General features: G+C 59.9%; 22 protein-coding genes and 1 riboswitch. Of the genes, 5 read left to right on the forward strand and 17 right to left on the reverse strand.

Translation table 11 applies throughout. From position 1 onward, the window contains the following. Positions 1-8 precede the first annotated feature (8 nt). The 3 genes from OKA05_RS06320 to OKA05_RS06330 form a co-directional block, all read right to left on the reverse strand. Complete coding sequence (locus OKA05_RS06320; RefSeq protein WP_264486269.1) at positions 9-1,376, reverse strand: MBL fold metallo-hydrolase; 1,368 nt, start codon at positions 1,374-1,376, stop codon at positions 9-11. 279 nt (positions 1,377-1,655) lie between these two features. Further along, positions 1,656-3,275, reverse strand: coding sequence for a SpoIIE family protein phosphatase (locus OKA05_RS06325; RefSeq protein ID WP_264486270.1), 1,620 nt, complete (start codon positions 3,273-3,275; stop codon positions 1,656-1,658). 18 nt (positions 3,276-3,293) lie between these two features. Next, the gene (locus tag OKA05_RS06330) at positions 3,294-3,659 is read right to left on the reverse strand and encodes a hypothetical protein (RefSeq protein ID WP_264486271.1); all 366 of its coding nucleotides are present in this window, start codon (positions 3,657-3,659) and stop codon (positions 3,294-3,296) included. Positions 3,660-3,770: 111 nt separating this feature from the next. Between OKA05_RS06330 and OKA05_RS06335 the strand changes: the two genes are divergently transcribed. Together OKA05_RS06335 and OKA05_RS06340 are read left to right on the forward strand one after the other, a co-directional pair. Next, a complete protein-coding gene (locus OKA05_RS06335; RefSeq protein ID WP_264486272.1) occupies positions 3,771-4,466 on the forward strand; it encodes a 3-keto-alpha-glucoside-1,2-lyase-like domain-containing protein in 696 nt (231 codons plus the stop codon). Positions 4,467-4,888: 422 nt separating this feature from the next. After that, a complete protein-coding gene (locus OKA05_RS06340) occupies positions 4,889-7,948 on the forward strand; it encodes an anti-phage protein (RefSeq protein WP_264486273.1) in 3,060 nt (1,019 codons plus the stop codon). Between the two features lie 46 nt (positions 7,949-7,994). On the opposite strand, the gene OKA05_RS06345 is transcribed toward OKA05_RS06340, so the two are convergent. From OKA05_RS06345 to OKA05_RS06385, 9 genes are all read right to left on the reverse strand, one after another. Then, positions 7,995-8,261, reverse strand: coding sequence for a hypothetical protein (locus OKA05_RS06345; protein WP_264486274.1), 267 nt, complete (start codon positions 8,259-8,261; stop codon positions 7,995-7,997). Positions 8,262-8,512: 251 nt separating this feature from the next. After that, complete coding sequence (locus OKA05_RS06350) at positions 8,513-9,127, reverse strand: hypothetical protein (protein WP_264486275.1); 615 nt, start codon at positions 9,125-9,127, stop codon at positions 8,513-8,515. 175 nt (positions 9,128-9,302) lie between these two features. Then, positions 9,303-9,833, reverse strand: a complete 531-nt coding sequence (locus tag OKA05_RS06355) for a hypothetical protein (RefSeq protein ID WP_264486276.1) — start codon at positions 9,831-9,833, stop codon at positions 9,303-9,305. Positions 9,834-9,864: 31 nt separating this feature from the next. Next, a complete protein-coding gene (locus OKA05_RS06360) occupies positions 9,865-10,401 on the reverse strand; it encodes a hypothetical protein (RefSeq protein ID WP_264486277.1) in 537 nt (178 codons plus the stop codon). Further along, entirely contained in the window at positions 10,398-10,811 is a 414-nt protein-coding gene (locus tag OKA05_RS06365; RefSeq protein WP_264486278.1) for a hypothetical protein, read from the reverse strand. The genes OKA05_RS06360 and OKA05_RS06365 overlap by 4 nt, the downstream gene beginning before the upstream one ends. A gap of 190 nt (positions 10,812-11,001) precedes the next feature. After that, positions 11,002-11,664 (reverse strand): hypothetical protein, encoded by a 663-nt coding sequence (locus tag OKA05_RS06370; protein WP_264486279.1) that lies wholly within the window; start codon positions 11,662-11,664, stop codon positions 11,002-11,004. Next, positions 11,661-12,665: an MlaD family protein gene (locus OKA05_RS06375; RefSeq protein ID WP_264486280.1), complete on the reverse strand. Its 1,005-nt coding sequence runs from the start codon at positions 12,663-12,665 to the stop codon at positions 11,661-11,663. The genes OKA05_RS06370 and OKA05_RS06375 overlap by 4 nt, the downstream gene beginning before the upstream one ends. Positions 12,666-12,728: 63 nt before the next feature. Then, positions 12,729-12,998 (reverse strand): hypothetical protein, encoded by a 270-nt coding sequence (locus tag OKA05_RS06380; RefSeq protein WP_264486281.1) that lies wholly within the window; start codon positions 12,996-12,998, stop codon positions 12,729-12,731. Positions 12,999-13,046: 48 nt separating this feature from the next. Beyond that, on the reverse strand, positions 13,047-13,796 hold the full coding sequence (locus OKA05_RS06385; RefSeq protein WP_264486282.1) for an ABC transporter ATP-binding protein: 750 nt from the start codon (positions 13,794-13,796) through the stop codon (positions 13,047-13,049). Positions 13,797-14,129: 333 nt separating this feature from the next. Between OKA05_RS06385 and OKA05_RS06390 the strand changes: the two genes are divergently transcribed. Further along, on the forward strand, positions 14,130-15,476 hold the full coding sequence (locus OKA05_RS06390) for a glutamate--tRNA ligase (protein WP_264486283.1): 1,347 nt from the start codon (positions 14,130-14,132) through the stop codon (positions 15,474-15,476). Positions 15,477-15,681: 205 nt separating this feature from the next. Here OKA05_RS06390 and OKA05_RS06395 read toward each other — a convergent pair whose 3' ends face one another. Then, positions 15,682-16,284 carry a class I SAM-dependent methyltransferase gene (locus tag OKA05_RS06395; protein ID WP_264486284.1) on the reverse strand — a complete coding sequence of 201 codons (603 nt, stop codon included), beginning with the start codon at positions 16,282-16,284 and terminating at the stop codon, positions 15,682-15,684. Between the two features lie 165 nt (positions 16,285-16,449). Between OKA05_RS06395 and OKA05_RS06400 the strand changes: the two genes are divergently transcribed. Next, positions 16,450-17,604 (forward strand): phosphotransferase enzyme family protein, encoded by a 1,155-nt coding sequence (locus OKA05_RS06400; RefSeq protein WP_264486285.1) that lies wholly within the window; start codon positions 16,450-16,452, stop codon positions 17,602-17,604. 9 nt (positions 17,605-17,613) lie between these two features. On the opposite strand, the gene OKA05_RS06405 is transcribed toward OKA05_RS06400, so the two are convergent. Together OKA05_RS06405 and OKA05_RS06410 are read right to left on the reverse strand one after the other, a co-directional pair. Beyond that, complete coding sequence (locus OKA05_RS06405; protein ID WP_264486286.1) at positions 17,614-18,351, reverse strand: cupin domain-containing protein; 738 nt, start codon at positions 18,349-18,351, stop codon at positions 17,614-17,616. A 67-nt stretch (positions 18,352-18,418) separates the two neighbouring features. Further along, the gene (locus tag OKA05_RS06410) at positions 18,419-18,745 is read right to left on the reverse strand and encodes a DMT family transporter (protein WP_264486287.1); all 327 of its coding nucleotides are present in this window, start codon (positions 18,743-18,745) and stop codon (positions 18,419-18,421) included. Positions 18,746-18,766: 21 nt separating this feature from the next. Further along, a riboswitch (guanidine-III (ykkC-III) riboswitch) is annotated at positions 18,767-18,836 on the reverse strand. Positions 18,837-19,023: 187 nt separating this feature from the next. Between OKA05_RS06410 and OKA05_RS06415 the strand changes: the two genes are divergently transcribed. Continuing rightward, positions 19,024-20,373 carry a PQQ-dependent sugar dehydrogenase gene (locus OKA05_RS06415; protein ID WP_264486288.1) on the forward strand — a complete coding sequence of 450 codons (1,350 nt, stop codon included), beginning with the start codon at positions 19,024-19,026 and terminating at the stop codon, positions 20,371-20,373. Here OKA05_RS06415 and OKA05_RS06420 read toward each other — a convergent pair. Further along, positions 20,370-20,648 (reverse strand): class I SAM-dependent RNA methyltransferase, encoded by a 279-nt coding sequence (locus OKA05_RS06420; protein ID WP_264486289.1) that lies wholly within the window; start codon positions 20,646-20,648, stop codon positions 20,370-20,372. The two genes, OKA05_RS06415 and OKA05_RS06420, sit on opposite strands and share 4 nt — an antisense overlap. Before the next feature lie 36 nt (positions 20,649-20,684). Next, on the reverse strand, positions 20,685-21,053 hold the full coding sequence (locus OKA05_RS06425) for a hypothetical protein (RefSeq protein ID WP_264486290.1): 369 nt from the start codon (positions 21,051-21,053) through the stop codon (positions 20,685-20,687). Positions 21,054-21,060 lie beyond the last annotated feature (7 nt).

The raw sequence follows: 21,060 nt of genomic DNA on the forward strand, positions 1-21,060 counted from the left end.
AGGGAGAATCAACCAATCCGGTAATCCTTCCCCGGCTCGGGGATGATCGTCTCGGTCTTCGGCAGCTTGCTGCGGAGCTGATCGACGAACCAGGTGCTGGCCCGCGGGTCGCCGTGGACGAGGAATGCCTTCTTCGGCCGGACCTTGAGGATGAATTCCAGCAGTGACTCGCGGGTGGCGTGGCCGCTGAAGTCGAAGATCTCCATCTCGCACTCGCGGGCGACGGGGGGGTAGCGGGTGTCGAGCACCACCTTGTCCCCGGTCTGTCCGGCGCGCAGATGGCCGGCGGGGGAGTCGGGATCGGCGTAGCCGACGAAGTGCAGCGAGTTCTTCGGATTCTCGAGGAAGCCGGCTCGGGCGAATCCGTTCGAGACCGTGTTCTCGCTCATCATGCCGCTGGAGAGGCAGTAGATGGCGCCGGGATTGAGCGGGATCGGGCCGGCTTTCTTGCGGTTGCCGGCTTGGAGATCCATGTCCTCCAGGATGCGGAAGCCATCGTCGCTGCGGCGGGTGCGGCCCTTGGCGTACTTGTCGTAGATGACCGTCATCTTGGTGCTGAGACCGCCGATGTAGATGGGAGTCTTCTTCGGAATCAGGCCCGCCTTCTTGAAGCGGTGCAGCATGGTCAGCACCTCCTGGGTCTTGCCCATGGCGAAGACCGGGATCAGCACGCTGCCGCGGCGGTCGAGGGTGCGGGCGATCGCCTCGGCGAAGCGCTGTTCCTCGCCCTTCCGGGTGTAGTCCGGCCGCCGGACGCTGTCGCCGCGGGTGGTCTCGATGATCAGGGCATCCACGTGGTCCTCGGGAAAACGGGCGCCCTTGATCAGGGTGGAGTCCTCGAAATTCACATCCCCGGTGTACATCACGCGGTGGCCATTCGCCTCCATCGTGATGCCGGTGGAGCCGAGCACGTGGCCCGCGTCATGAAAGGTGCCGATCAGGCTGCCTTCGGAATCCAGCTCGAAGGGGCGCTCCAGCGGGCGGGTTTCGAAGACCCGCTCGAGGTCATCGATGCCGCGGTGGGTGAAAAGGGGATACTCGACGATGCCGAGCTCGGTGCGCTTCGACTCCATCACGTTCACCGAGTTGTGCAGCATCGCCGTGGATAGCTCGGCGGCGGCCTGGCTGAAGAATGCCTTCGCCTGCGGCTGCCGACTCAGCAGCACCGGCAGCGAGCCGATGTGGTCGAGGTGCGCGTGGGTCACCACCACCGAGTCGATCGAGCCGGCTTCCAGCAGCTCGTAGCGGGGCAGTCCTCCCAGGCCGTCGTGTTTCGGGTGCAGTCCGGCGTCGAGGACCACGCGAGCTTTACCGGTGTCGAGAAGATAGGAGTTGGCACCGATTTCGGCGTTGCGGCAAAGACTGCGAAAAAGCATGAAGGGAAAAACGGACTGGACGCCCCGGAACCATGGAGGCCGTCCGGGAAATGTCGATGGCTGATTTCCAGCGGGATGCGGCGGGCTGAAACAACGGCTCCAGCTTTTCGGGCGACCCGGACGGCTGAAGTGAACCACGAAATCACGCGAAAAAGCGCGAAATCTAAAGGCAGGAGAAGATCTTCATTCTAACAAATTTCGCGTCTTTTCGCGTTCTTTCGCGGTCCAAATTCTTCGCCCGAGCCCGGCTTGGAAGGCCACGTCTCCAAGCAAAGGGCTCTAAAGTCCCACGGTGGCAGGGACGGGCAGCACCTCGACACCCAGCAGGCAGACGTCGTCGTCGAAGTGGTGGCTGTCGGAATACTGGAGCACGCGGTTGAGGACGAGGTCGAGCATCTGCTCCAGCGTCTCGCCATTGCAGCCGCCGGCGGTTTCCATGAGGCGCTTTTCGAGGAAGGGTTCGCCGTCGGGGTTCTCCGCTTCGAGGATGCCGTCGGTGAAGAGCAGCAGGCGCTTCACGCCCTCCAGCGGGATCTCCCCGGCGGGGTAGTCGGCCTTGGCGATAAGTCCGAGTCCGGGGCCCTTTTGCTTTTTCCCGGCGGCAAGTTGTTGAACGCCAGCGGATCCGGTGGCGATGCCGCCCGGGTGGCCGGCGCTGGCGTAGCGCAGCACGCCGCCTTTGAGGTCCAGCACTGCGTAGAAGGCGGTGGCGAACATGGTCGCTCCGGCGCGGTCGAGGATGGAGTGCAGGCCATTGTTCAGGCCGCGCAGGAAGGCGGACGGGTCGGCGGCGCTGCGGCGCTGCTTTTCCAGCAGGCCACGCAGCATGGCGACGATCAGCGCGGAGCGGACGCCGTGGCCCATCACGTCGCAGATCAGCATGCCGACCGAGTCATCGGAAATGCGCAGCACCTCGAAGAAATCGCCGGCCAGCCCGGAGATCGGCAGGTAGCGCGCGCCGAAGTGCAGCGCCGCGCGCTCGGTCGAGACTTCCGGGAAGGACGAGCCGGCGAGGGCGTGCTGGATCTCGCGGGCGAGCTGGAGTTCCTCCTCGTAGGCTTGGTTGCGGATCTGCAGCTCGGCGGCCAGCTCGGTGGCGGCCTGCCGGGCGGTGACGAGTTCGGTCACGTCGCTCGACACGCCGAAGGTGCCCTTCACGTGGCCATTGCGGTCGAACCACGGGAACTTGGAGGTCAGCACCCAGGTCACCTTGCCGTCCTCGCGCACCTCGCGCTCGACCTTCTCGGTGACGGCCTGGCCGCTCGCCATGATCTCCTTTTCATCCGCCTCGGCCTCCTGCCAGTGGGCGGAGGCGAAGAAATCCCGGTCGTGCATGCCGATCACCGCCTCGGGGCCGGGCTGGCCGTTCCACTCGGCCATTTGGCGGTTCACCAGCACGAACCGCGATTCCAGATCCTTGAAATAGACCTGCAGCGGCACGCAATCGATCAGCGAGCGCAGGATGTGGCGCTCGTCCTCGATCTGCGCCTCGGCCTGCTTGCGCAGGGAAATATCGATCATCGAGCCCGCGATGCGGACCGCCTCGCCATTGCGACCGCGGACCACGGTGCCGCGGATGCGCAGCCAGCGCCAATGCCCGCCGCCGGTCTGGAGCCGGCAGTCGATCGCGAAGAGCTCCGGCCCCGAGGGATTCAGCACGTTTGCCAGCGCCCGGGCGAAGCGGTCGCGGTCGTCCGGGTGGATCTGTCCGTGGGGCGGCAGGAAGATATTCGGCGAGGCCCCCTCGCTGCATTCCAGGAACTCCAGGATGCGGCGCGAGTAGTGGACATCCGGCTTGCCGACCCACCAGTCCCAGATCCCTTCATTGGAAGCCTTCAGGGCGAGGCACAGGCGCTCGGTGTCCTCGGGCGTGAATCCGCTGCTTTCCGACGAGGTCATGGACCTTCAAGACAAGCATCAGCCCGCCGCGGCGGCAACCTGTTTTCCCGCCTGTATCGGGGAGCCGCCCTTGGAAATCAGAACCGCGAATGGACGTGGATCGACGCGAATGGGATTTGGCCAGAACAAGGGCGGGCTGAAATCGCGGCGTGGCTTCTCGGAAAGAGAATCAACCGCAGATGAACAGGATGCACGCAGATCAAGAACCGAGGATGAGGGCTCGGGATCGAGCAGGATGGACAGGATGAATCGGATCGGAAGATCTCGTAAGCCACAGGCATCCAGCTGGTTCGCTCGCCGGGAAAATCTGCCTTTATCTGCGTCAATCCCGTCCATCTGCGGTTGAAATCCATCGCGGCCGAGTTCCCCGAAATTCGCGTCCATTGGCGTCCATTCGCGGTTTTCAAAATCGAATCCAAAGCCGAACCCAAAGTCGATTCGCGGTCGCCCTGCCGGCTGCTTGCTTTCCCCGCCGGGCGTTTCATCGTCGGGGGAATGAAAGCTGCCGCCTTGCTGTGCCTGCTCGCCGTCACCTGGCCACTGCCGCTGACCGCCGCCGAACCGCCAGAGGTGACGGTGCCGCCGTGCTGCACGGGCAACAGCCGCGCCACCGCGATCGAGAGCGACCTCTTCGCCGATCCCGCCAAGTGGACCTTCGGAGATGCGAAGGCGTGGAAATGGAGCGGCGAGGGCAAGGACCGCGTGCTGCAACTGGTGGCACAGAGCACCGTGAAGCCGAAGGTCCGCAGTCCCTTCAATCTCGCGTGGTTCGAGGGGCGGGAGTGGAAGGACTTCACCCTGACCGCGGAGCTGCGGCTGACCAAGTTCGACGCCGGCAACAATGACCTCTGCATCGCCTTCGGCCGCGCCGCGGAAGATCGCTTCTACTACGCCCACCTCGGCAAAAAGGCGGATGAACCGCACCACCAGATCCACCTCGTGGACCAGGCCGACCGCAAGCCCATCACCACCTTCCGCACCACCGGCACCCCGTGGAAGGAAGGCACCTGGCACACGGTCAAGATCGTCCGCAACACCGCCACCGGCGACATCGGCGTCTGGTTCGATGACATGGAGAAGCCGGTCCTGACCGCCAAGGACAAGACCCTCGACTGGGGCAAGATCGGCCTCGGCTCCTTCGACGACCTCGGGGAGTTCCGGAACGTGAAGGTGAAGGGGACGTCGCGGTGATAGGCGAATCGCTCCTCACACGGGCCTCAAGACCCTCCCACCCACCAAGCTTCGAACAATCGAGAAAAGCCATCAAAGGAGCAGCGCGGGCCCATGGCCAACACCACCAAAAAACGCTCTGCATCATTGGGCACGATGATCAAAAGCGGGATTTGTGAGGCGTGCCAATAAAACGACCACGCATAGCACTAACTCTAGCAGCTATCTTTTTAGAAAAGGCACCCTTAATACGGGGTCGCCTTTTTGCTTCCTTCTTTCACTTGCCGAGCCACTCTGCCCTATTCTTCACGGCTGAGATCGCTTTGAAAGGCTGAGAAAATCAGTAATCAAATTTATCAGCCTGCCTCTTGTTTTTCGGCTCGATTTCTGAGCAATTAGTCTGCACGGATAGAGCTACCTATACCCCCAATTTGAATTAAGCTATGAAATACCTAGGGCTTCTCCACCTGAGCGATATCCACTGCGGCCGCGCTAACGACCAATTAGCCAAAGCCATGGCATGCGTCCCAGGCATTCTCAAAGATCCGGAGATGGCTGAAATTGAGAAAATTGTAGTTCTGCTCACCGGGGACCTGACTTTTTCCGGATCAAAAAAGGAATTCGGAGAGGTTGCGGTAATGCTTAAGAAGCTGCGGGCCGAGTTGGGTGACAAATATTGGACTACCGTTATGGTGCCCGGAAATCACGATTGTGATTTTTCTAAACCTCAAACAGTTCGGAATATGGTACTCCGGCAGATCCCATCCGAATCGGAGCCGATTTTTCAAGAAGATCTCGTCACTACATGCACCGCAGTTCAAGACGAATTCTTCGCTTTCATGAATGAATTTTGTGAAAATGCTCCAATCAATGATAAGCTCCGATTGTACTGGGAAATTCGCCTAAATGACGGTGATGTCGCTGTGACATTGGATTGCTACAACACTTCTTGGACATCACAACTACATGAAAAACCGGGGACTTTGGCTTTTCCTCGCTCGCTACTAAAGAAACTAGGCGACGGCAAAAATGTAGACCTTCGAGTAGGACTTTTGCATCATCCAACAAACTGGATTACCCCGATGCGCCGCCGCGCTTTGGATTCACATCTTGAACGAACTTGTGACATTGTAGTATCTGGTCACGAGCATTTGGTAAAAGCTTCTTCCATCCAAGATTTTAGTGGTCACATCACCAATCATATTCAAGCCGGAGTATTCCATGAGGGGCCCGGGGATACGCCGGGTGAATTTTCGCTGATTCAAGTGGATATTGAAGAGCGGAAATTTCGTGTAATAAAGTGTCGCTCAGTTAGCTCCAGGGATTATACAGAAATAGCCCGACCGGTTGATATTTTTCGTCCTTTCCGTCGAGATCGCTCGCGTATTGCACATGGCTATCAGATCAGCCCGGATTTCGAAGCGTTTATTTCAAATCCAGGAGTGGAATTTACACATCCATCAGGACGCCAAATTACGCTAGAAGATATTTTTGTGATGCCCGATTTCCGGAGCGTTTCAAAGGCTTCCGAAGAAGACTCAATCACGTTCCTTCCAGGTGAGCGGTTACATCAATTCATCGACGACAATAAGTTGGTCTTCGTATCAGGCGGCGAACTTGCCGGGAAAACCTCGGTTGCCAAAAAAGTTTTTGTTGGAAGCCTTCAATCAGGAGCCCTTCCTATTTGGATCAATGGTTCCGAAATAACTAACAATACGGCATCCGATGTCTCAAAGTTGATAAAGAACGGGATCAACCGATGCTATTTGAATGCTGAGTTTGATGAATTCGTCCAGTCTGAAAACAGCGAGTTGAAAGTGCTTATTATAGAGGACTTCAACAAATCGAAAATCAATTTAAAAGCTAAAAATGACCTACTCCAAGAACTGGAAAAGAATTTTTCATCCATCATAGTTTTTGCAGATCCTTCTCTTAGTCTTCGTGAGCTGACGCTAACTGATTTAGAGTTGGACTTTAGACAGCGTTACGAACAAATCGAAATTTGTGAGTTTGGCCCGTCCCGGCGACGAGCATTGGCCGAGAAATGGCTACTCCTTGGAAATGAAAAAACAATTTCCTCAGATCAACTTCGCCAAAAAGTGGAGGAGGCAGAACAGGTTTTTAAACTGCTCCGAGGCGACAGCTATTTTCCTTCGCTACCGTTTTTTCTACTCTCAATACTTCAAATTAAGGATTCCTCAGCATTGCGTGACGGGGTTGGAAAATACGGATATCACTACGAATCTTTAATTAACGATGCGCTGTTAAATTCTTTCGGGAAGGTAAGTGAAGACGATAGGCGAAACTATTTATCCCTGTTCGCGTATCAGTTATTCACCAACAAATCCGAAAGTCTTTCTGACCAGGAATGGGAGTTGCTGCATCGGAACTTCCAGACCACCTACAAAAAATCTGTTTCGAAGAGCGAAATCGAGAAGATCGTCCTAGGATCCAAACTAGTTATTCAAATCGAGGGCGTCTGGAAGTTCAGGTACCCTTACGTTTATTATTTCTTCGTTGCGCGGTATTTCCGGGATAGGTTACATGATGGGAGAATTCTGGAGATAGTTGAAAGCTTGAGTTCAAATTTTCATACCGAACTGGCGACAAATATATGGATGTTCTTGGTGCATCAGTCAAAAAATCCCATTCTCTTGGGAATTCTCATCAAGCGAGCGAAGTCACTTTTGCCACAATATCCAGAGGCAGAAATGGACAACGATTTGCGCTTCTTCTCGAAGATCGGACAGAAACCAGATGAGTTAGAAGCTTACGTCATTGATACTCCACAGGAGAAAAGAGAACGCTTGAGGGACGACGACCGAAACGAAGCAATCAACGGGGATGGGGAGAAGTCTACTTCAATTCCTGAGACCGACTCTATTTTCAAGGAGATCGATGCTAGCCTAAAAACGGTTCAAGTTCTAGGGCAAATGCTTAAAAACTTTTCTTATGAAGGAGACACCAAGATAGACCTTGTGAGGCAGGGGAGTTTGTTGTGCTTCAGACTACTAGGGTTTTTACTCTCTGCTCTGGAAAAGCAGCACAACGAATTCATTGATTTTATTGCAAAGAAGCTTGCTAAACTAAACTCTGGAACTCAGAGCTACGAAGAAGCGCGCCAAGAGGTCACTCGGAATGTTGTGCGTATTGCGAGGATGAATATCCTAGGTATATTTAGATTTGCCGCAGTCGCCTTGGGTTCGAAGGATGAGGAGGAAGTCTACGATGAATTCACTAAAGAAGTAAAATCAAACGCCGGCGATTTGCTCGCTATGGCAATCAAGCTAGAGTCCGCCAAACTGCCAATAAATGAAATCAGTAAACTAGCGGCAAAACTCAAGAACAACTACATTGCAGAGTCCACATTGAAGCTTTTGGTTATACATCACTGCTATGTATTCGAGCCTAAAATATCCGATCTCCAAGCTGTCTGTGATTCTCTCGGCTTGAAGGCCAAGTCCCTTGAAACTAAGAGAACTCTTAAAGCTCTTCAAGGGTAGTTGAATTGAAGTAAGGCCCTGTCCAGTTGGACAGGGCCTTTACTCATTAATTCCGGCTGAGGTAGGCCACGACCGGAGTCATCAAAACCACCCCATAAGCGGCTGCCCCTCCGAACGCATAAAGCGATAAGGTCGCCACGAGGCAAAGAAACCCAAGCCAGAATTTTCTCGATTCTCTTTTTGCTTCGGTATTTATCTTTATGATAGAATCTACAATTTTCGGTAGATCTTCAATGGTGAGGATGTGAGGATCCTTTTTAACGTAATTACGTTTTTTGAGGGATTTTTCCCGCGGTTTTTTCTGGGAGATCATTTTGTATGGAGCTTTCCAGACACGGCATCGCGACCTCGCGAAACGATCCTTCTTTGTGATTCATAGAAGCAATCACATTGCCCGATCGAGTTTCACGGATAGCCCACGCGATCAACGTCAATGCGTTGTCGAGGAGCTCTTTTCGAGACGACATGCCAGTTATTGAAACAAGTCTATCAATGCTATCCAATCGCTCCTTAGTCATATCGACTTGGAGACGAACACGTTCATTCGAACCCGAATTATCCAGCTTACGCGACTCCATACAAAATATCTTCCCGTGGTTTTGGAACCAAGAACTTAATGAAAAAATGGTGGCAGCTCTTATTAGCTGAAAGTCCCAATTTCCTAAAATTACCGCAGCACACTTTAAGGACGCCAACTAGCGTCTTGTGAAGCCTCATAGCTGCTTGGCGAAACTCCTTAATCAGCGCCCCGCCAATCTCATGCTTGATGATCTTCTTAAGCTGGCGAAGAGCCTGATTAAGCGAAACTCTGATTCGCTCAATATGGCGCTCTCGCTTATCCCGTTGAGGGATGAAACAAAGGGCTTCCAAGTTATCCGCGATCCACTCAAAGAACTTTGAAAGACTGGCCCTCAGACCGGTATCCTTCTCGGGATTAAGGAGTTGAGAGAATGTGTTTGACCCAACCAAGAACCACAATTCCCTGATTGAGCAGGCCAATTCCGGTCGATTCGCCGACAATGCGTATTCGTGTGCTTCCGACAGCATTTCTAACAACGGCTCGCCCCGGCCCTCTAGCGATTCACGCTGAATCGGCGTGTTGAACACGACCTGGTGGCTTGAGGCTTCCATTGCTTCCTCACATCTACCTCGGATTTGGTTCCATGCAAGGAATTTCACCGAGGAAGTGCAGAATCGAATGGAAGCAGTCCCAGCCCAATCCCATTATCCGGCTATCAGGCGCCTTTCCGTTTGGATGAGCGGTCATCCTTCGCTTGGCGAGGATCGGCCGCGGCCCGCACTAGTGCGTTCAACCCGTTCCGGAGAACTCCGCACCCGGTCCCGGTGCCAGCTCTCACTTCTTCTCCCTAGGCAGCAGCTTCGTCAGCTCGCCGAAGTAGGTTTTGTCTTCGATGTCGGTGTAGACCGTGCCGCCGGGGCCGAAGTACTTCCACTCGTGGCAGCCGTAGCAGATCTGGAGGACGCGGCGCTTGCCGCCCTGGGTCCAGACGAGCGCGTAGTCGGGGTGGAAGCCGGCGCAGGTGGTCTTGGTCGCGAGCGCCTCGTGGGAGGCGGAGCGCTTGTAGATCGCCAGCACCTTGTCGGCGGTGCCGGCGGGAAAGGAGGCGGGTTCGGCCTTGAACTTGAAGCCTTCGAATTCGACCCAGCCGCCCTTCTTCACCTGGCTGTTGTAGCGCGCCTTGTCGGCGGTGGGATGGGCGAGGCCGCGGTAGATTTTGACGTCACGGGCCGACTTGTTGATGTCCACCTCGGCACCCCATTGGGCGTGGGTCTCCGTCTCGCGCATCGGGATGCCGCCCTTCCAACAGGTGGAAGCGCTGCAGGAGGCCAAGACAAGAGCGGCGAGAGCGGCGAGGGCTTTCATGAGCGGGAAAGTAGCAGCGAGGAGGGCGGTGTCACGCGGCGGATTCCCCGTCATCACTTCCGAAATCTTTGAGACGGGCGAGGAGGCCGGGAGAGATCCCACCGATCCGGTACCAGCCACCGTGAAGATGGGTGATGCGTGGAAGGTAGCGACTTTGCCAAGAAGCCCCCACAATTCCGAGGACAATCACGAAGCACGAAACCGACACGCTGAGCGGCGTGGCGGAACCGTCGTCGATCATGAGAATCGAACTGATGACTCCGCCTGCGAAGCCGAGCACGATACTGCCGAGAACGCCGGCGGACCGCCTGATGTGCTCACGCCGGGATTCGAATACTTCGATCCGGATATCGTCCAGCATCCGAAAACCCGATGATAAATGGAGAAGCAATGGGGTTCGTTCGACAGGATGGCTGGGGTCGCCTCCCAATATGCAAATTTCAGGAAGAACGGCCCCATTGCAGACTAAGAGGCTACCATTTTCAATTCGCCAGCCATGTCCCGGATCTGTAATCGCGACAGCCGTCTCGTTGCTAGGCGGTGCATAGGGATTGCATTCACCGTTCATCGCCTTTCTTCGCTCAAAGAAGGGAGATTAACAGACGAAAGGGAGGTGTCACGGTCCGGATTCGTAGCGGAGGCGTCGCCCGCTTCCTTGAGCCGGGCGAGCACGCGGGGCGCGATGGATTCCACCCGATACCAGCCGTCGCGACCCTTGGTGAGGCGCGGAAGATGCCGACACTGCCAATAGGCCACCACAAAGCCGAGGACGATCACGAAGCACGAAACCGAGATGCTGGCCGGGGTGGCGGAATCATCGCCGCTCATGACGGCCAAACTGGCGACCCCACCCGCGAATCCGAGCACAATACCACCCCAGCAGCCGAAGAATCGTTTCAAGTAGGTGTGCCGGGATTCGAAGGTCTCGATCCGGATTACCTGCCGCGATAGGAAGCCGGACAGCGTGTTCAGCCGCAAGAAGGACGGTTGGAGAGGGCGTTTTGGATCGCCTCCCAGAATACAGATTTCGGGAAGAACTGCGCCGTCGCGGACCCAGAGCCGGTCGCCTTCAATCCGCCAGCCATGTCCCGCCTCTCCAACTGCGACCGGAAGAGCCGCTTCGGTCCGGGGCGCTGCGTAGGGATTGACTTCCTCCTTCATCGCATCCTCACGCACTTGCTGTGGTTTGCTTTCGCATGATCTCCTCAAGGCGCGCGATTGCGGCCGGGTGAACGTTGCCGAGCGCGAACCAGCCCTCGTGATAGCCGAGTGCCCGCACCCCGCGCCGCTGCTGGAGACTGACCATCACGAGACCGACCACGCCACCAATCGCTCCTGCCCTTCCTTGGGCGAGAAAATCCGGGGCGATCCGATGGATCAGAAAGCCTGTCCCAATGGCGACAGCAGTTACGGTCAAAATCTCGAGAGAGAACCACCGGACTTCGTTCCGCGCGGCTTGGGTGGATCGGAAAGTATGCAAGCGCCCGCGTTTGCTCATCTTCCTACCAAGCGCGACCAGCAGCATCACCGCGGCGACCAACCCAAGGACTTCCGGTTTTCCGACGGAGAAGCTGGTGGTCCAGACCAGGTAGCCGATGATAGCAACCAGCGGCAAGGTTCGGACCCAGGCAGGTCCCCAACCGATTGTCAGCGTTTTCCGTTCTCCAGGCTCGCCGGGAGATGCGCCCGAAAGGCACACATCCGGCAGGCTCGCCCCGTCGCGGACGTGGAGAACGCCCTCTGAGACATACCACAGGGCGGCTCGCGGCGGATCCGCCTTGGTCAAGGCGGGCGCCAGCGGGGTCGCGTAGGGATTTTCCTCCGTGCTCACCGCCGTCTTCCCCGGAAGCGGCTCCGCGGGTCGTCTTCCGGCGTTTCCTTGTCGCGGTAGCGGAGGATGCCTTGCTGGCGGAGGTTGCGGATGAAGACCTTGGCGTCGTCCGTGACATCGCGGTCGTAGGCGAGCGTGCCTAGCAAGCCTTCTCCCTCCTGGGCGCGGTCGATCGCCTGGCCGGCCTTGTCGGCGGCACGGGAGATCGAGGCCACGGCCTTCGGCACCTCTTCCAGCGCGGGCTTCAGCTCGTCGATGCGCTTGTCGGCATTGGCGAAGGTGCCTTGGGCGCTGCTGGAGGCTTTCTCGAAAGCGGCGATGGCCTCGCGCGCCTCGGTCACGGTCGGGGCGAGTTCGGCGGATGCCTTCTCGAAGTTCGCCAGCGTGCCGTCGATGCTTTTGAGGTTCTTCTCGGAAAGGATGGAGTCGTTGATCTTGTCGAGCGTGGCGGCCAGCCGGCCGGTCACGGCCCGGATGTCGTCGATCCCGGCGTCCACCTTCTTGAAGGCCACGCCGGCATCCTCCATCAGCTTGCGCGCGTCGCGGCTGATCGATTCGGCGTTATTCTGGATGGCATCCAGACCCGATGGCCCGCCGCCGCGGACGACGGCACCGGATTCAAGGAAACGACCGGTGGATTCCGCCTTTGGTGGCGGGGCGATCACGATCATCTTGTCCCCGAGCAGGGTGGCGGAGGCGATCTGGATCATCGAGTTCTCCGGGATGCGGATCGCCTCGTCGATGCTCATCACGACCCGGACCTTGACGTCCGAATTCAGTTCCGGGTGCTCTTCCACCTTACCGATGCGGGCGCCGCCCATGCGGATCTCCGAGCCCTTGATGAGGCCGGAGGCATCGTCGAAGACGACCATGATCTGGTATTTCCCGTGCAGCCGGTCGCCGAAGCGGCCGAACTGGACGATCAGTCCGCCGAGCAGGGCGAGGCCGATGAACACGAACAGCCCGACCCAGAGCTCCGTCTTCTTGGAGGATTCTCCCATGTGCGGGAAGCATTCGCCCGGTCCCGCCTTTTGGAAATCAAAAATCCTCCGGCTGGATACGGGTCAGACCGCTTCGCCGTGGGTGTCGCGAACTGTCACGGGGGAGGGTTTCCGCGACCGTTTTTGGGGTTTGATCCAGCATTGGAGCAGCAGGCAGGTCAGCAGGAGGGTCCCACCGATCATGCCGCAGACGATGGCGGAGGCGTCGTCATCGCGGCGCAGCACGAAATCTAGCAGGACGAATAGTGGAACCGGCAGCGCGAACGCGGCGACGAACACGCGCACCTGCCAGCGGCGGACGAACCAATTGAAGGCTTCCTGGGAAGGTTCCATGGCTGATCCCTAGCAGGTGAAGACGGCAAAACAAGGATCGCCTGAGCCTCACGTGGCCCACGGTTCGCCGGAATCGCCGTCGATGAACGGCCGCAGGATGGGGTCCTCGGTGGCTTTCAGCTCCTCAGGGCTTCCCGTCCAGTGAATGCGGCCTTCCTGGATGAAGGCAACCCGGTCGGCGATGTGGAAGACGCTGCGCATGTCGTGGGTGACCACCACATTGGTCATGCCGTGGCCGGTCTGGAGGTCCTTGATCAGGTGATCGATCGAGTCCGCGGTGATCGGGTCGAGCCCGGCGTGCGGCTCATCGTAGAGCACGCAAGCCGGCCGGCCGACGACGGCGCGGGCCAGCGCAACGCGCTTGCGCATGCCGCCGGAGAGCTCGGACGGCATCTTTTTCTCCTGTCCGGGCAGGCGGACGATTTCGAGCGCTTCCGCGACCCGGTCGCGGATCCCTTTCTTCTCGCCGGCCTCCCGCAGCGAGAAGGCGACATTCTCGCCGACGGTCAGCGAGTCGAAGAGCGCGCCGCCCTGGAACATGATGCCGACCTTCCGTCGGTAGGGCGCGAGCTGGCGTTCGGTCAGGGTGGAGATGTCCTCGCCATCGATCTCCACGGTGCCGCGCCACGGTTGCAGCAGGCCGGGCAGGTGCTTGAGCAGCACGGACTTGCCGCCGCCGGAGCCGCCGAGGATGACCAGCGTCTCGCCGCGATGCACCTCAAGGTCCACGCCGCGGAGCACGTGCTGGGAGCCGAATTTCTGCTCGAGCCCGCGAACGCGGATGAAAGGGTCGGCCATCGCGACGGAGCATCGGAAATCCCGGCGGCATGTGGCAAGCGCGGCGGCCAGCGTTCCTGCGTCACGTCAGGGATGGGGCGAAGAGAAACCGCGGATTACGCAGGTGGCGCGGATTTCCGCAGATTCGGAGCTTGGGCGGGAGGGCTGGATGGGGAATCGGCTTGGACCTTCCCTCATCGGAATGTGTCCCGACCGCGAGACAGCCCGGAAATCTGCGCAAATCCGCGAAAACTGCGGCCGATCCAGACTCTACTGCCAAGGTCGGCCCACTGGCACCACGGCCCCGAAACCCCCTCTCGACTACCGCGTTCCGCCGCCTAGAGTCCGCCTCCCATGTCCGTCCGCACGCGCTTCGCCCCATCGCCCACCGGCTACCTCCACGTCGGCGGCGCCCGCACCGCCTTGTTCAATTACCTCTTCGCCCGCAAGCACGGCGGCACCTTCGTCCTGCGCGTGGAAGACACCGATGAAGCGCGCAATACCCAGCCCGCCCGCGACGCGATCTTCTCCGGCATGGAGTGGCTCGGCCTCGATTGGGACGAGGGCGAGGGCAAGGGCGGCGACTACGGCCCCTACAACCAGAGCGAGCGCACCGCGATCTACGACAAGTGGTTCGAGGTCCTGCGCGAGAAGGGCCGCGTCTATGAAGAGGAAGGCGCGTGGCGATTCCGCTTCGAGCGCAAGCCGATCACGATGAACGACCTCGTCTGTGGTGAGGTCACCATCGACTACCGCGACGAGTCGAACACGCCGGACATGGTCATCCGCCGCTCCAATGGCGGGTATGTCTTCCACTTCGTCAACGTGGTGGATGACCTCGAAATGAAGATCACCCACGTGATCCGCGGCGAGGACCACCTCATGAACACCCCGAAGCACTTGCAGCTTTTCGAAGCGCTCGGTGCCCCGGCCCCGCAGTACGGGCACATCCCGCTCATCCTGAATGTGGACGGCTCGAAGATGTCGAAGAGCGACAAAGGCGCGTCTGTCGGTGATACGCCAGCCGTCGGGGATATTCCAGCGAGCCCGGGTTATGAGCGGCAGGGTTTCCTGTCATCGGCGGTGGTGAATTTCCTCGCCCTGCTCGGCTGGTCGCCGAAGAGCGATGAGGAGATCTTCACGCTCGAAGAACTCGTCACCCGCTTCTCGATCGAAGCCGTGAACCGCGCCCCGGCCCGCTTTGATGCGGAGAAGTGCGCGTGGCTCAATCAGCAGCACCTGCTCAAGCTCTCGCCCGCCGACTTCGCCGAGGCCGCCAAGCCCTTCGTCGTCGAAGCGGGCCTGCCGATCGACGACCGCTACCCCGCCGTCGCCGCGGTGGTGCGGGAGAAGGTCCGCCTGCTTTCCGAAGTCCCGGCCGCGATCGGCTTCCTGCTTTCCGATACCTTCGACCTCGACCCCGAGGCCGTCGAAAAGGTCCGTGGCAACGCCGCCGCGAAGGACCTGCTCGCCGCGCTGGCCACGGACTTCGCCGGACTCTCTGAGTGGTCCGCGGGGGCCGCGAAGCACCGGATTGGCGAGACCGCCAAAGCTGCGGGTGCCAAGGCGGGCCAGGTTATGTTCCCGGTCCGCGTCGCCCTCAGCGGCAGGTCCGGCGGGCCTGACTTGGGTGATATTCTCGTTTTGCTCGGCCAAGAGAAGAGCGTGGCGAGGTTGCAGACGTTCGCGGGCGTGCTCTGATAGATCGTAGCTGGAGCGTCTCGCTCCAGTCCGTTGCCAGGGCGTCTCGCCCCGGCTTTCAAAAGGAGGCGAGACGCCTCCTCAACGGACTGGGCCAAGATGGCCCAGCTACGGTCTTCGTAGCGGAAGCGCTGCGCGCTTCCGGCGGGGCGGGGCTTCTTTTGAAATCGCGAGTCCGATTCGATTGGCGGACCGCACTCCGCTACTATTTGGAAAAAACCGCCAGCCGCCGGTCCACCGACTTTTTCGGCGCATCGTCCAGCGGCCGGCTGTGCGGATGCCGCAGGTCGGCGAGCTTCCGTGCACCGCATTGGACGAGGCAGGCCATCGCCAGCTCGTGCTCGCGATCGAAGTAGGAGGTAATCACCAGCAAGCCGCCAAGCTTCAGCCCATCCAGCGCGTTGCGGAACAGCACCTCCCACACTGTTTGGTCGTGCCAGTAGTTCTGGTGGCGGATGAAAGTGAGGTCGAAGGGCGGCAATTGCTTCATCCGGTCCGTCCGCGAGGCATCCCCGGCGCGGAAATCGAGCTGCCAGCCCGGCGGCGCATTTGGGATCCAGCGCGCCTTCGCCTCGGCGATCTCCGGCGGCCGCAGGTCGATCCCCAAGTAAAACAGCTCCGCCGCCCGAGGAGCGACCGCCCCCAGCAACACCCCCGTCTCATCCGCCCGCCCGCAGGCCAAGTTCAGCACCGCCGCCTTTTCCGGCTGCTGCCACTCGGCCGCCCGCAGTCCCAGCGCCAGCAAGTCCCCCAGCCGGCGGACATCCGCGGCGATTCCCGGAAAGCTGAATGGCACGGCAGGCGTCACGCGCGGGGAGCAAAAGGCCGGTCGCTCCCATCGGGCAAGGCTTTCCCACGGTCCACTGGCTGCAAAACGCCATGTAATCCGCCGGTTTTACTGCTGGAATTCCAGTTTGTCTTCCCGGTGAAACGCCGTTACAACCCTCGCTTTCCGCCCCGAAACCTGCGCCACATGGTACCTAGCACGTCGCCCGTCCATCCCGTCGATCCCGCCCTGCAAGAATCGATCGCCCACATTTCGAACCAGTTCGCGATCGAGGGCGAATTCATCGAGGGGGAGGAGATCGAAAGCGGCCACATTAATTCGACTTACCGGGCGACCTTTGAGTCCACCTCGGGCGCGCGCCAGCGCTACATCCTGCAGAGGATCAATGAGAAGGTCTTCAAAAACCCGGTCGCGGTGATGCGGAACGTCGAGTGCGTGACCCGCCACATCAACTGGAAGGTGCTGCGGGTGAAGAAGGACCTCGGCGGCCAGACGCTCAGCCTCTATCCCGGCCGCGGCGGCCGGTCGTGGGTCGTCGGGCCGAATGGGGGGATCTGGCGCTGCTACAACTCGATCGAGGGCTGCGTGACCTACGACATCATCGAAAACACCCGCCAAGCCTACCAGGCGGCGCGAGCTTTCGGGTCATTCCAGGATCTGGTGAGCGACCTGCCGGCGAGTGAGATCGAGGAAACGATACCTGATTTCCACCACACCCGGAAGCGCTTCCAGCGGCTGATGCGGGTGGCCGATGCCGACCCGCACGGCCGCGCCGGCTCGGTGGGCCCGGAGCTGGATTTCGTGCGGCAGCGGGAGAAGGACGTGGACGTGATCATCGACCTGCTCGCCACGCATTCGATTCCCACGCGCATCACCCACAACGACACCAAGATCAACAACGTGATGATCGACACCGACACGGACGAGGCGGTGTGCGTGATCGACCTCGACACGGTGATGCCGGGTGCCTCGCTCTACGACTTCGGCGATCTGGTCCGCACCGCCACCAGCCCGGCGGCGGAGGACGAGCGGGACCTTTCCAAGGTGGCGATGCAGATGCCGATGTTCGAGGCGCTGGTGGATGGCTACCTCGATGCGTCGGATGATTTCCTCAACGACGCCGAGATCGAGCATCTCGCCTTCAGCGGCAAGCTGATCACCTTCGAAACGGGCATGCGTTTCCTGACCGACTTCCTCGAGGGCGACGGCTACTTCAAGATCCACCGCGAAGGCCACAACCTCGATCGCTGCCGCACGCAATTCAAGCTGGTGGCCGAGATCGAGCGCCAGCAGGAGGCGATGGAGAAATTCGTGCGGAAAGTGCGGCGCGGGAAGCGGTAGCACTTCCTCTCAAGTGATCCGCGCCTCGAAGACGTCCGGGCTGCCGGGTCGTGCTTCGGCATCGAGCTCGAACCAACGGCTCTGCTCGCTGCGCTCGTCGTTGTAGGGCGGGGTGAAGACGTCCACCAGTTGCGTCACCTTCCGGGCGGTCAGGGTGTGGATGTTCCGTTCCTTGGCGGTGAGCGTGGAAAGGTCGTTTTTGCGCAGCACGTTCTTCGCGACGCGGCGGAGCAGGCAGTGCCCGGCTTCCAAGGTCTTTCCCTCGGGAGGTTCGACGACGTTGTAGTTCGTGGTCTCGATCTCTCCGGAGGCGCAGAGGATCATGCCGGTCATGCCTGGGTGGTCGTGAGGCTTGATGATTTGGCCGACGTCGAATTGTACGAGGCACAGGCTGAAATCCACGCGCTTTTCGAGGTAGTGGAAGTCCACGTCGCCCTGCTTGAGGCGGGTATCGAGCTGCTCCATCGCCTTCAGCATCACGGGGTCTTCCATGTGAAGCTGGCGGGCGAGCTTGCCGATGGATTCGACGTAGCTCTCCTGATTCCAGGCATCCAGGTGTTGCTTGGCGGCTTCTTTGGCGACGGCTTCGAGAAAGGCCTCCCAGTGCATACTGCCGTCGGCGGGGAGCCTGCCATCGCTGGCGTTGGCCCGGGTGGCCAGGGCGCAAAGCGATGGCATCGCCAGCATCACCCCGAGGAACCCGGGCAGGCTGAGGCTCAAGAATTCGCGGCGGTCGTAGTCGTCCATGACGGTCGGTACCCTAGGAAAGCGTGGTGGCGCTTCCGCAGGCGAGCGGAAAGACACGGATTCGCGATCAATGCGCCGTCGAGGTGAGCTTGAGCCCGATGATCGCCACCAGCAGCAGGCCGAGGAAAGCGGCCCGGGCTGGGGTCATGGTTTCGCCGTTGAGGAAGACCGCGGCGATGGCCGCCCCTGCGGCTCCGATGCCGACCCACACGGCATAGGCAGTGCCGATCGGCAGTTGTTTCACTGCGATCGAGAGCAGCACGAGGCTGGCGACGAGGGCGACGCCGACGAATACGGACGGCCAGAGCCGGGTGAAGCCATCGGTGGATTTGAGGCCGAGGGCCCAGCAGATTTCGAGCAGGCCGGCGAGGACGAGTAGGATCCAGGAATTCATGAGCACTTGAAGCAGGGTTCAGGTGCGTCGTCTTTTCCTTCAACCGGGTACGGCGCGTCTCGTCCGGGCGGCGGGACCAAAGCCCCGCGGCAGCCCTTGGTCAAGCGGAGAAGAACCCGGGCGCGTACGGTGTACTACGGCGCCTTCCCGCGCAAGATGCATGCGGTCCAAGGGCACGATGCAGCCTGGCAGCAAGAGCCCGCCGTGCAAATCCTAGGGAAAACAGGGTCCGCGCAACTGAACGCCGTGGCACAGGTCTTGTTAAGACGCGCGGCAACATGATGATCTCTCGCTTCGCCTCACTGTTCTCTCTCTTCAAGCGCCGGCAGCGTTTGGCTCCTCCCCGCCGCTTCCGCCGCGTGCGGATGTTCAATCTGATTCTCATCGGCGCAGCTCTGATCGCCGTCGGTCTCGAGGGGGAACTCAGGGCGGAGGAAGTGAAGACCGTCCCCTTCAAGCCGGAGCCGATCAAGGTGACTCTCGATGATCTTCCCGCACCGACCCCGGACGACAGCCCGAGCAAGCGCCCGAAGGTCGATCCCGTGCCGGGCGAGGCCACGCTGATGGCACCCGAGGGCTTCAAAATCTCGCTCTTCGCCAAGGACATGAAGCAGGCGCGCTGGCTCGCCCTCACGCCGGATGGCGACGTCCTGTTGGCCCAGAGCAAGGAGGACAAGATCTCGATCCTGCGGGATACCGATGGCGACGGCAGCATCGACTCCACCACCACCTTCGCCGACAAATCGAACGAGACGAACGTGCCCTTCGGCATGGCTTTCGTGGACGGCTATTTCCTGTTGGGAAATACCGATGCGGTGCGCCGCTATGGCTGGAAGAAGGGCCAGCTCAAGCTGGAGGGCAAGGGCGAGCAGATCACCGAACTCCCCGGCGGTGGCTACAACCAGCACTGGACCCGCAACGTGGTCGCGGACGGGAAGGGCGAATGGATCTACGTTTCCGTTGGATCGAAGTCGAATGTGGACGTCGAGGAAGAGCCTCGCGCCAGCGTCCTGCGGATGAAGCCCGATGGCTCCGACCGCAAGGTCTTCGCCCGCGGCCTGCGCAATCCCGTCGGCCTCGCACTGCATCCGGCCAGCGGCGATCTCTTCGCCACCGTGAACGAACGCGACCGCCTCGGCGACGACCTCGTTCCCGATTATCTAACAGAAGTCCAAGAGGGGGGCTTCTACGGCTGGCCCTACACCTACCTCAAGCCGGAGAACCTCGACCCGCGGCGCATGAAGGATGGCAAGAGCGAGAACCCCGAGCTGGCCGCCAAGACCCTCTCGCCCGACCTGCTCTTCCAGGCTCACTCCGCCGCCCTCGGCATCTGCTTCTCCAAGGGCGACAAGTTTCCCGCGAAATACCGCGATGGCGCGTTCGTGGCCTTCCGCGGCAGTTGGAACCGCAACGCGGGCACCGGTTACAAGATCGTCTTCGTTCCCTTCGGTTCCAATGGCAAACCGGAGGGTCATTACGAAGACTTCGTGAAGGGCTTCATGACCGACGAATCCACCCCGCGCACCTGGGGCCGGCCGGTGGGAGTGATGATGCATCCCGATGGCAGCCTGCTCTTCACCGAGGAAGAGAACGGGCGGATCTACCGCGTATCCTATCAGGGAAACTAGGGCTGAGGCGCGCGCGTCAGGGTCATCATGCATTCCAAGTGCCGGGTATGCGGGAAGAGGTCGAACGGCTGCACCTTCTGGAGCTGGAAGCCGCCCTCCTTCAGGATGGCGAGGTCACGGACCTGGGTGGCCGGGTCGCAGGAAACATAGAGGACCCGCGACGGCCCGAAGGCAATGAGCTGCTCGAGGAACTCCGGTGAGCAGCCCTTGCGCGGCGTGTCGATGAGCACGGCGGTCTCGTCCGGGCGACGGGACCTAAGCCAGGCAGGGAACACGGGCGACGAAATGGAAGATCTCGGCGAACTACGCACCTAGATCTTCGTCGGGGGCCCCTGATAGAGGACCAAGCTGTCTGTGCGGGTTTCCTTGCCGCAATGCTGGCAGCGCAGGTGGAGGATTCCCTGTTTTGTGAAGGTCTTGCCCGCCGCCTGTCCGCAATGAGGGCACTCGAGGGCGTTGATCACCCGCTGGTAGTCTCGCTGGAGCCGCATGACGACAGGCAGCACGAAGATCAGGAACAGGACGAACGGAACCACCCTGAGCCACTGCCAATCCAACCACTCGGCAATGAGCTGGAAGACGAGAAAGACGGCAATGAATGCCAAGCCCAACCAGAATGACGGCTTCGGGTAGACTGCCCTGAGATCGTCCGCGCAACGCACCACTGGATCTGCCTTCACGTCGGCG

It is taken from the genome of Luteolibacter arcticus (assembly GCF_025950235.1).
Classification (GTDB): Bacteria; Verrucomicrobiota; Verrucomicrobiia; order Verrucomicrobiales; family Akkermansiaceae; genus Haloferula; species Haloferula arctica.

Coding starts and splice junctions, on each gene's coding strand:
- OKA05_RS06320 (WP_264486269.1), bottom strand. CDS start 1,376: ATGCTTTTTCGCAGTCTTTGCCGCAACGCCGAAATCGGTGCCAACTCC.
- OKA05_RS06325 (WP_264486270.1), bottom strand. CDS start 3,275: ATGACCTCGTCGGAAAGCAGCGGATTCACGCCCGAGGACACCGAGCGC.
- OKA05_RS06330 (WP_264486271.1), bottom strand. CDS start 3,659: ATGGACGCGAATTTCGGGGAACTCGGCCGCGATGGATTTCAACCGCAG.
- OKA05_RS06335 (WP_264486272.1), top strand. CDS start 3,771: ATGAAAGCTGCCGCCTTGCTGTGCCTGCTCGCCGTCACCTGGCCACTG.
- OKA05_RS06340 (WP_264486273.1), top strand. CDS start 4,889: ATGAAATACCTAGGGCTTCTCCACCTGAGCGATATCCACTGCGGCCGC.
- OKA05_RS06345 (WP_264486274.1), bottom strand. CDS start 8,261: ATGATCTCCCAGAAAAAACCGCGGGAAAAATCCCTCAAAAAACGTAAT.
- OKA05_RS06355 (WP_264486276.1), bottom strand. CDS start 9,833: ATGAAAGCCCTCGCCGCTCTCGCCGCTCTTGTCTTGGCCTCCTGCAGC.
- OKA05_RS06360 (WP_264486277.1), bottom strand. CDS start 10,401: ATGAACGGTGAATGCAATCCCTATGCACCGCCTAGCAACGAGACGGCT.
- OKA05_RS06375 (WP_264486280.1), bottom strand. CDS start 12,665: ATGGGAGAATCCTCCAAGAAGACGGAGCTCTGGGTCGGGCTGTTCGTG.
- OKA05_RS06380 (WP_264486281.1), bottom strand. CDS start 12,998: ATGGAACCTTCCCAGGAAGCCTTCAATTGGTTCGTCCGCCGCTGGCAG.
- OKA05_RS06385 (WP_264486282.1), bottom strand. CDS start 13,796: ATGGCCGACCCTTTCATCCGCGTTCGCGGGCTCGAGCAGAAATTCGGC.
- OKA05_RS06390 (WP_264486283.1), top strand. CDS start 14,130: ATGTCCGTCCGCACGCGCTTCGCCCCATCGCCCACCGGCTACCTCCAC.
- OKA05_RS06400 (WP_264486285.1), top strand. CDS start 16,450: ATGGTACCTAGCACGTCGCCCGTCCATCCCGTCGATCCCGCCCTGCAA.
- OKA05_RS06405 (WP_264486286.1), bottom strand. CDS start 18,351: ATGGACGACTACGACCGCCGCGAATTCTTGAGCCTCAGCCTGCCCGGG.
- OKA05_RS06410 (WP_264486287.1), bottom strand. CDS start 18,745: ATGAATTCCTGGATCCTACTCGTCCTCGCCGGCCTGCTCGAAATCTGC.
- OKA05_RS06415 (WP_264486288.1), top strand. CDS start 19,024: ATGATGATCTCTCGCTTCGCCTCACTGTTCTCTCTCTTCAAGCGCCGG.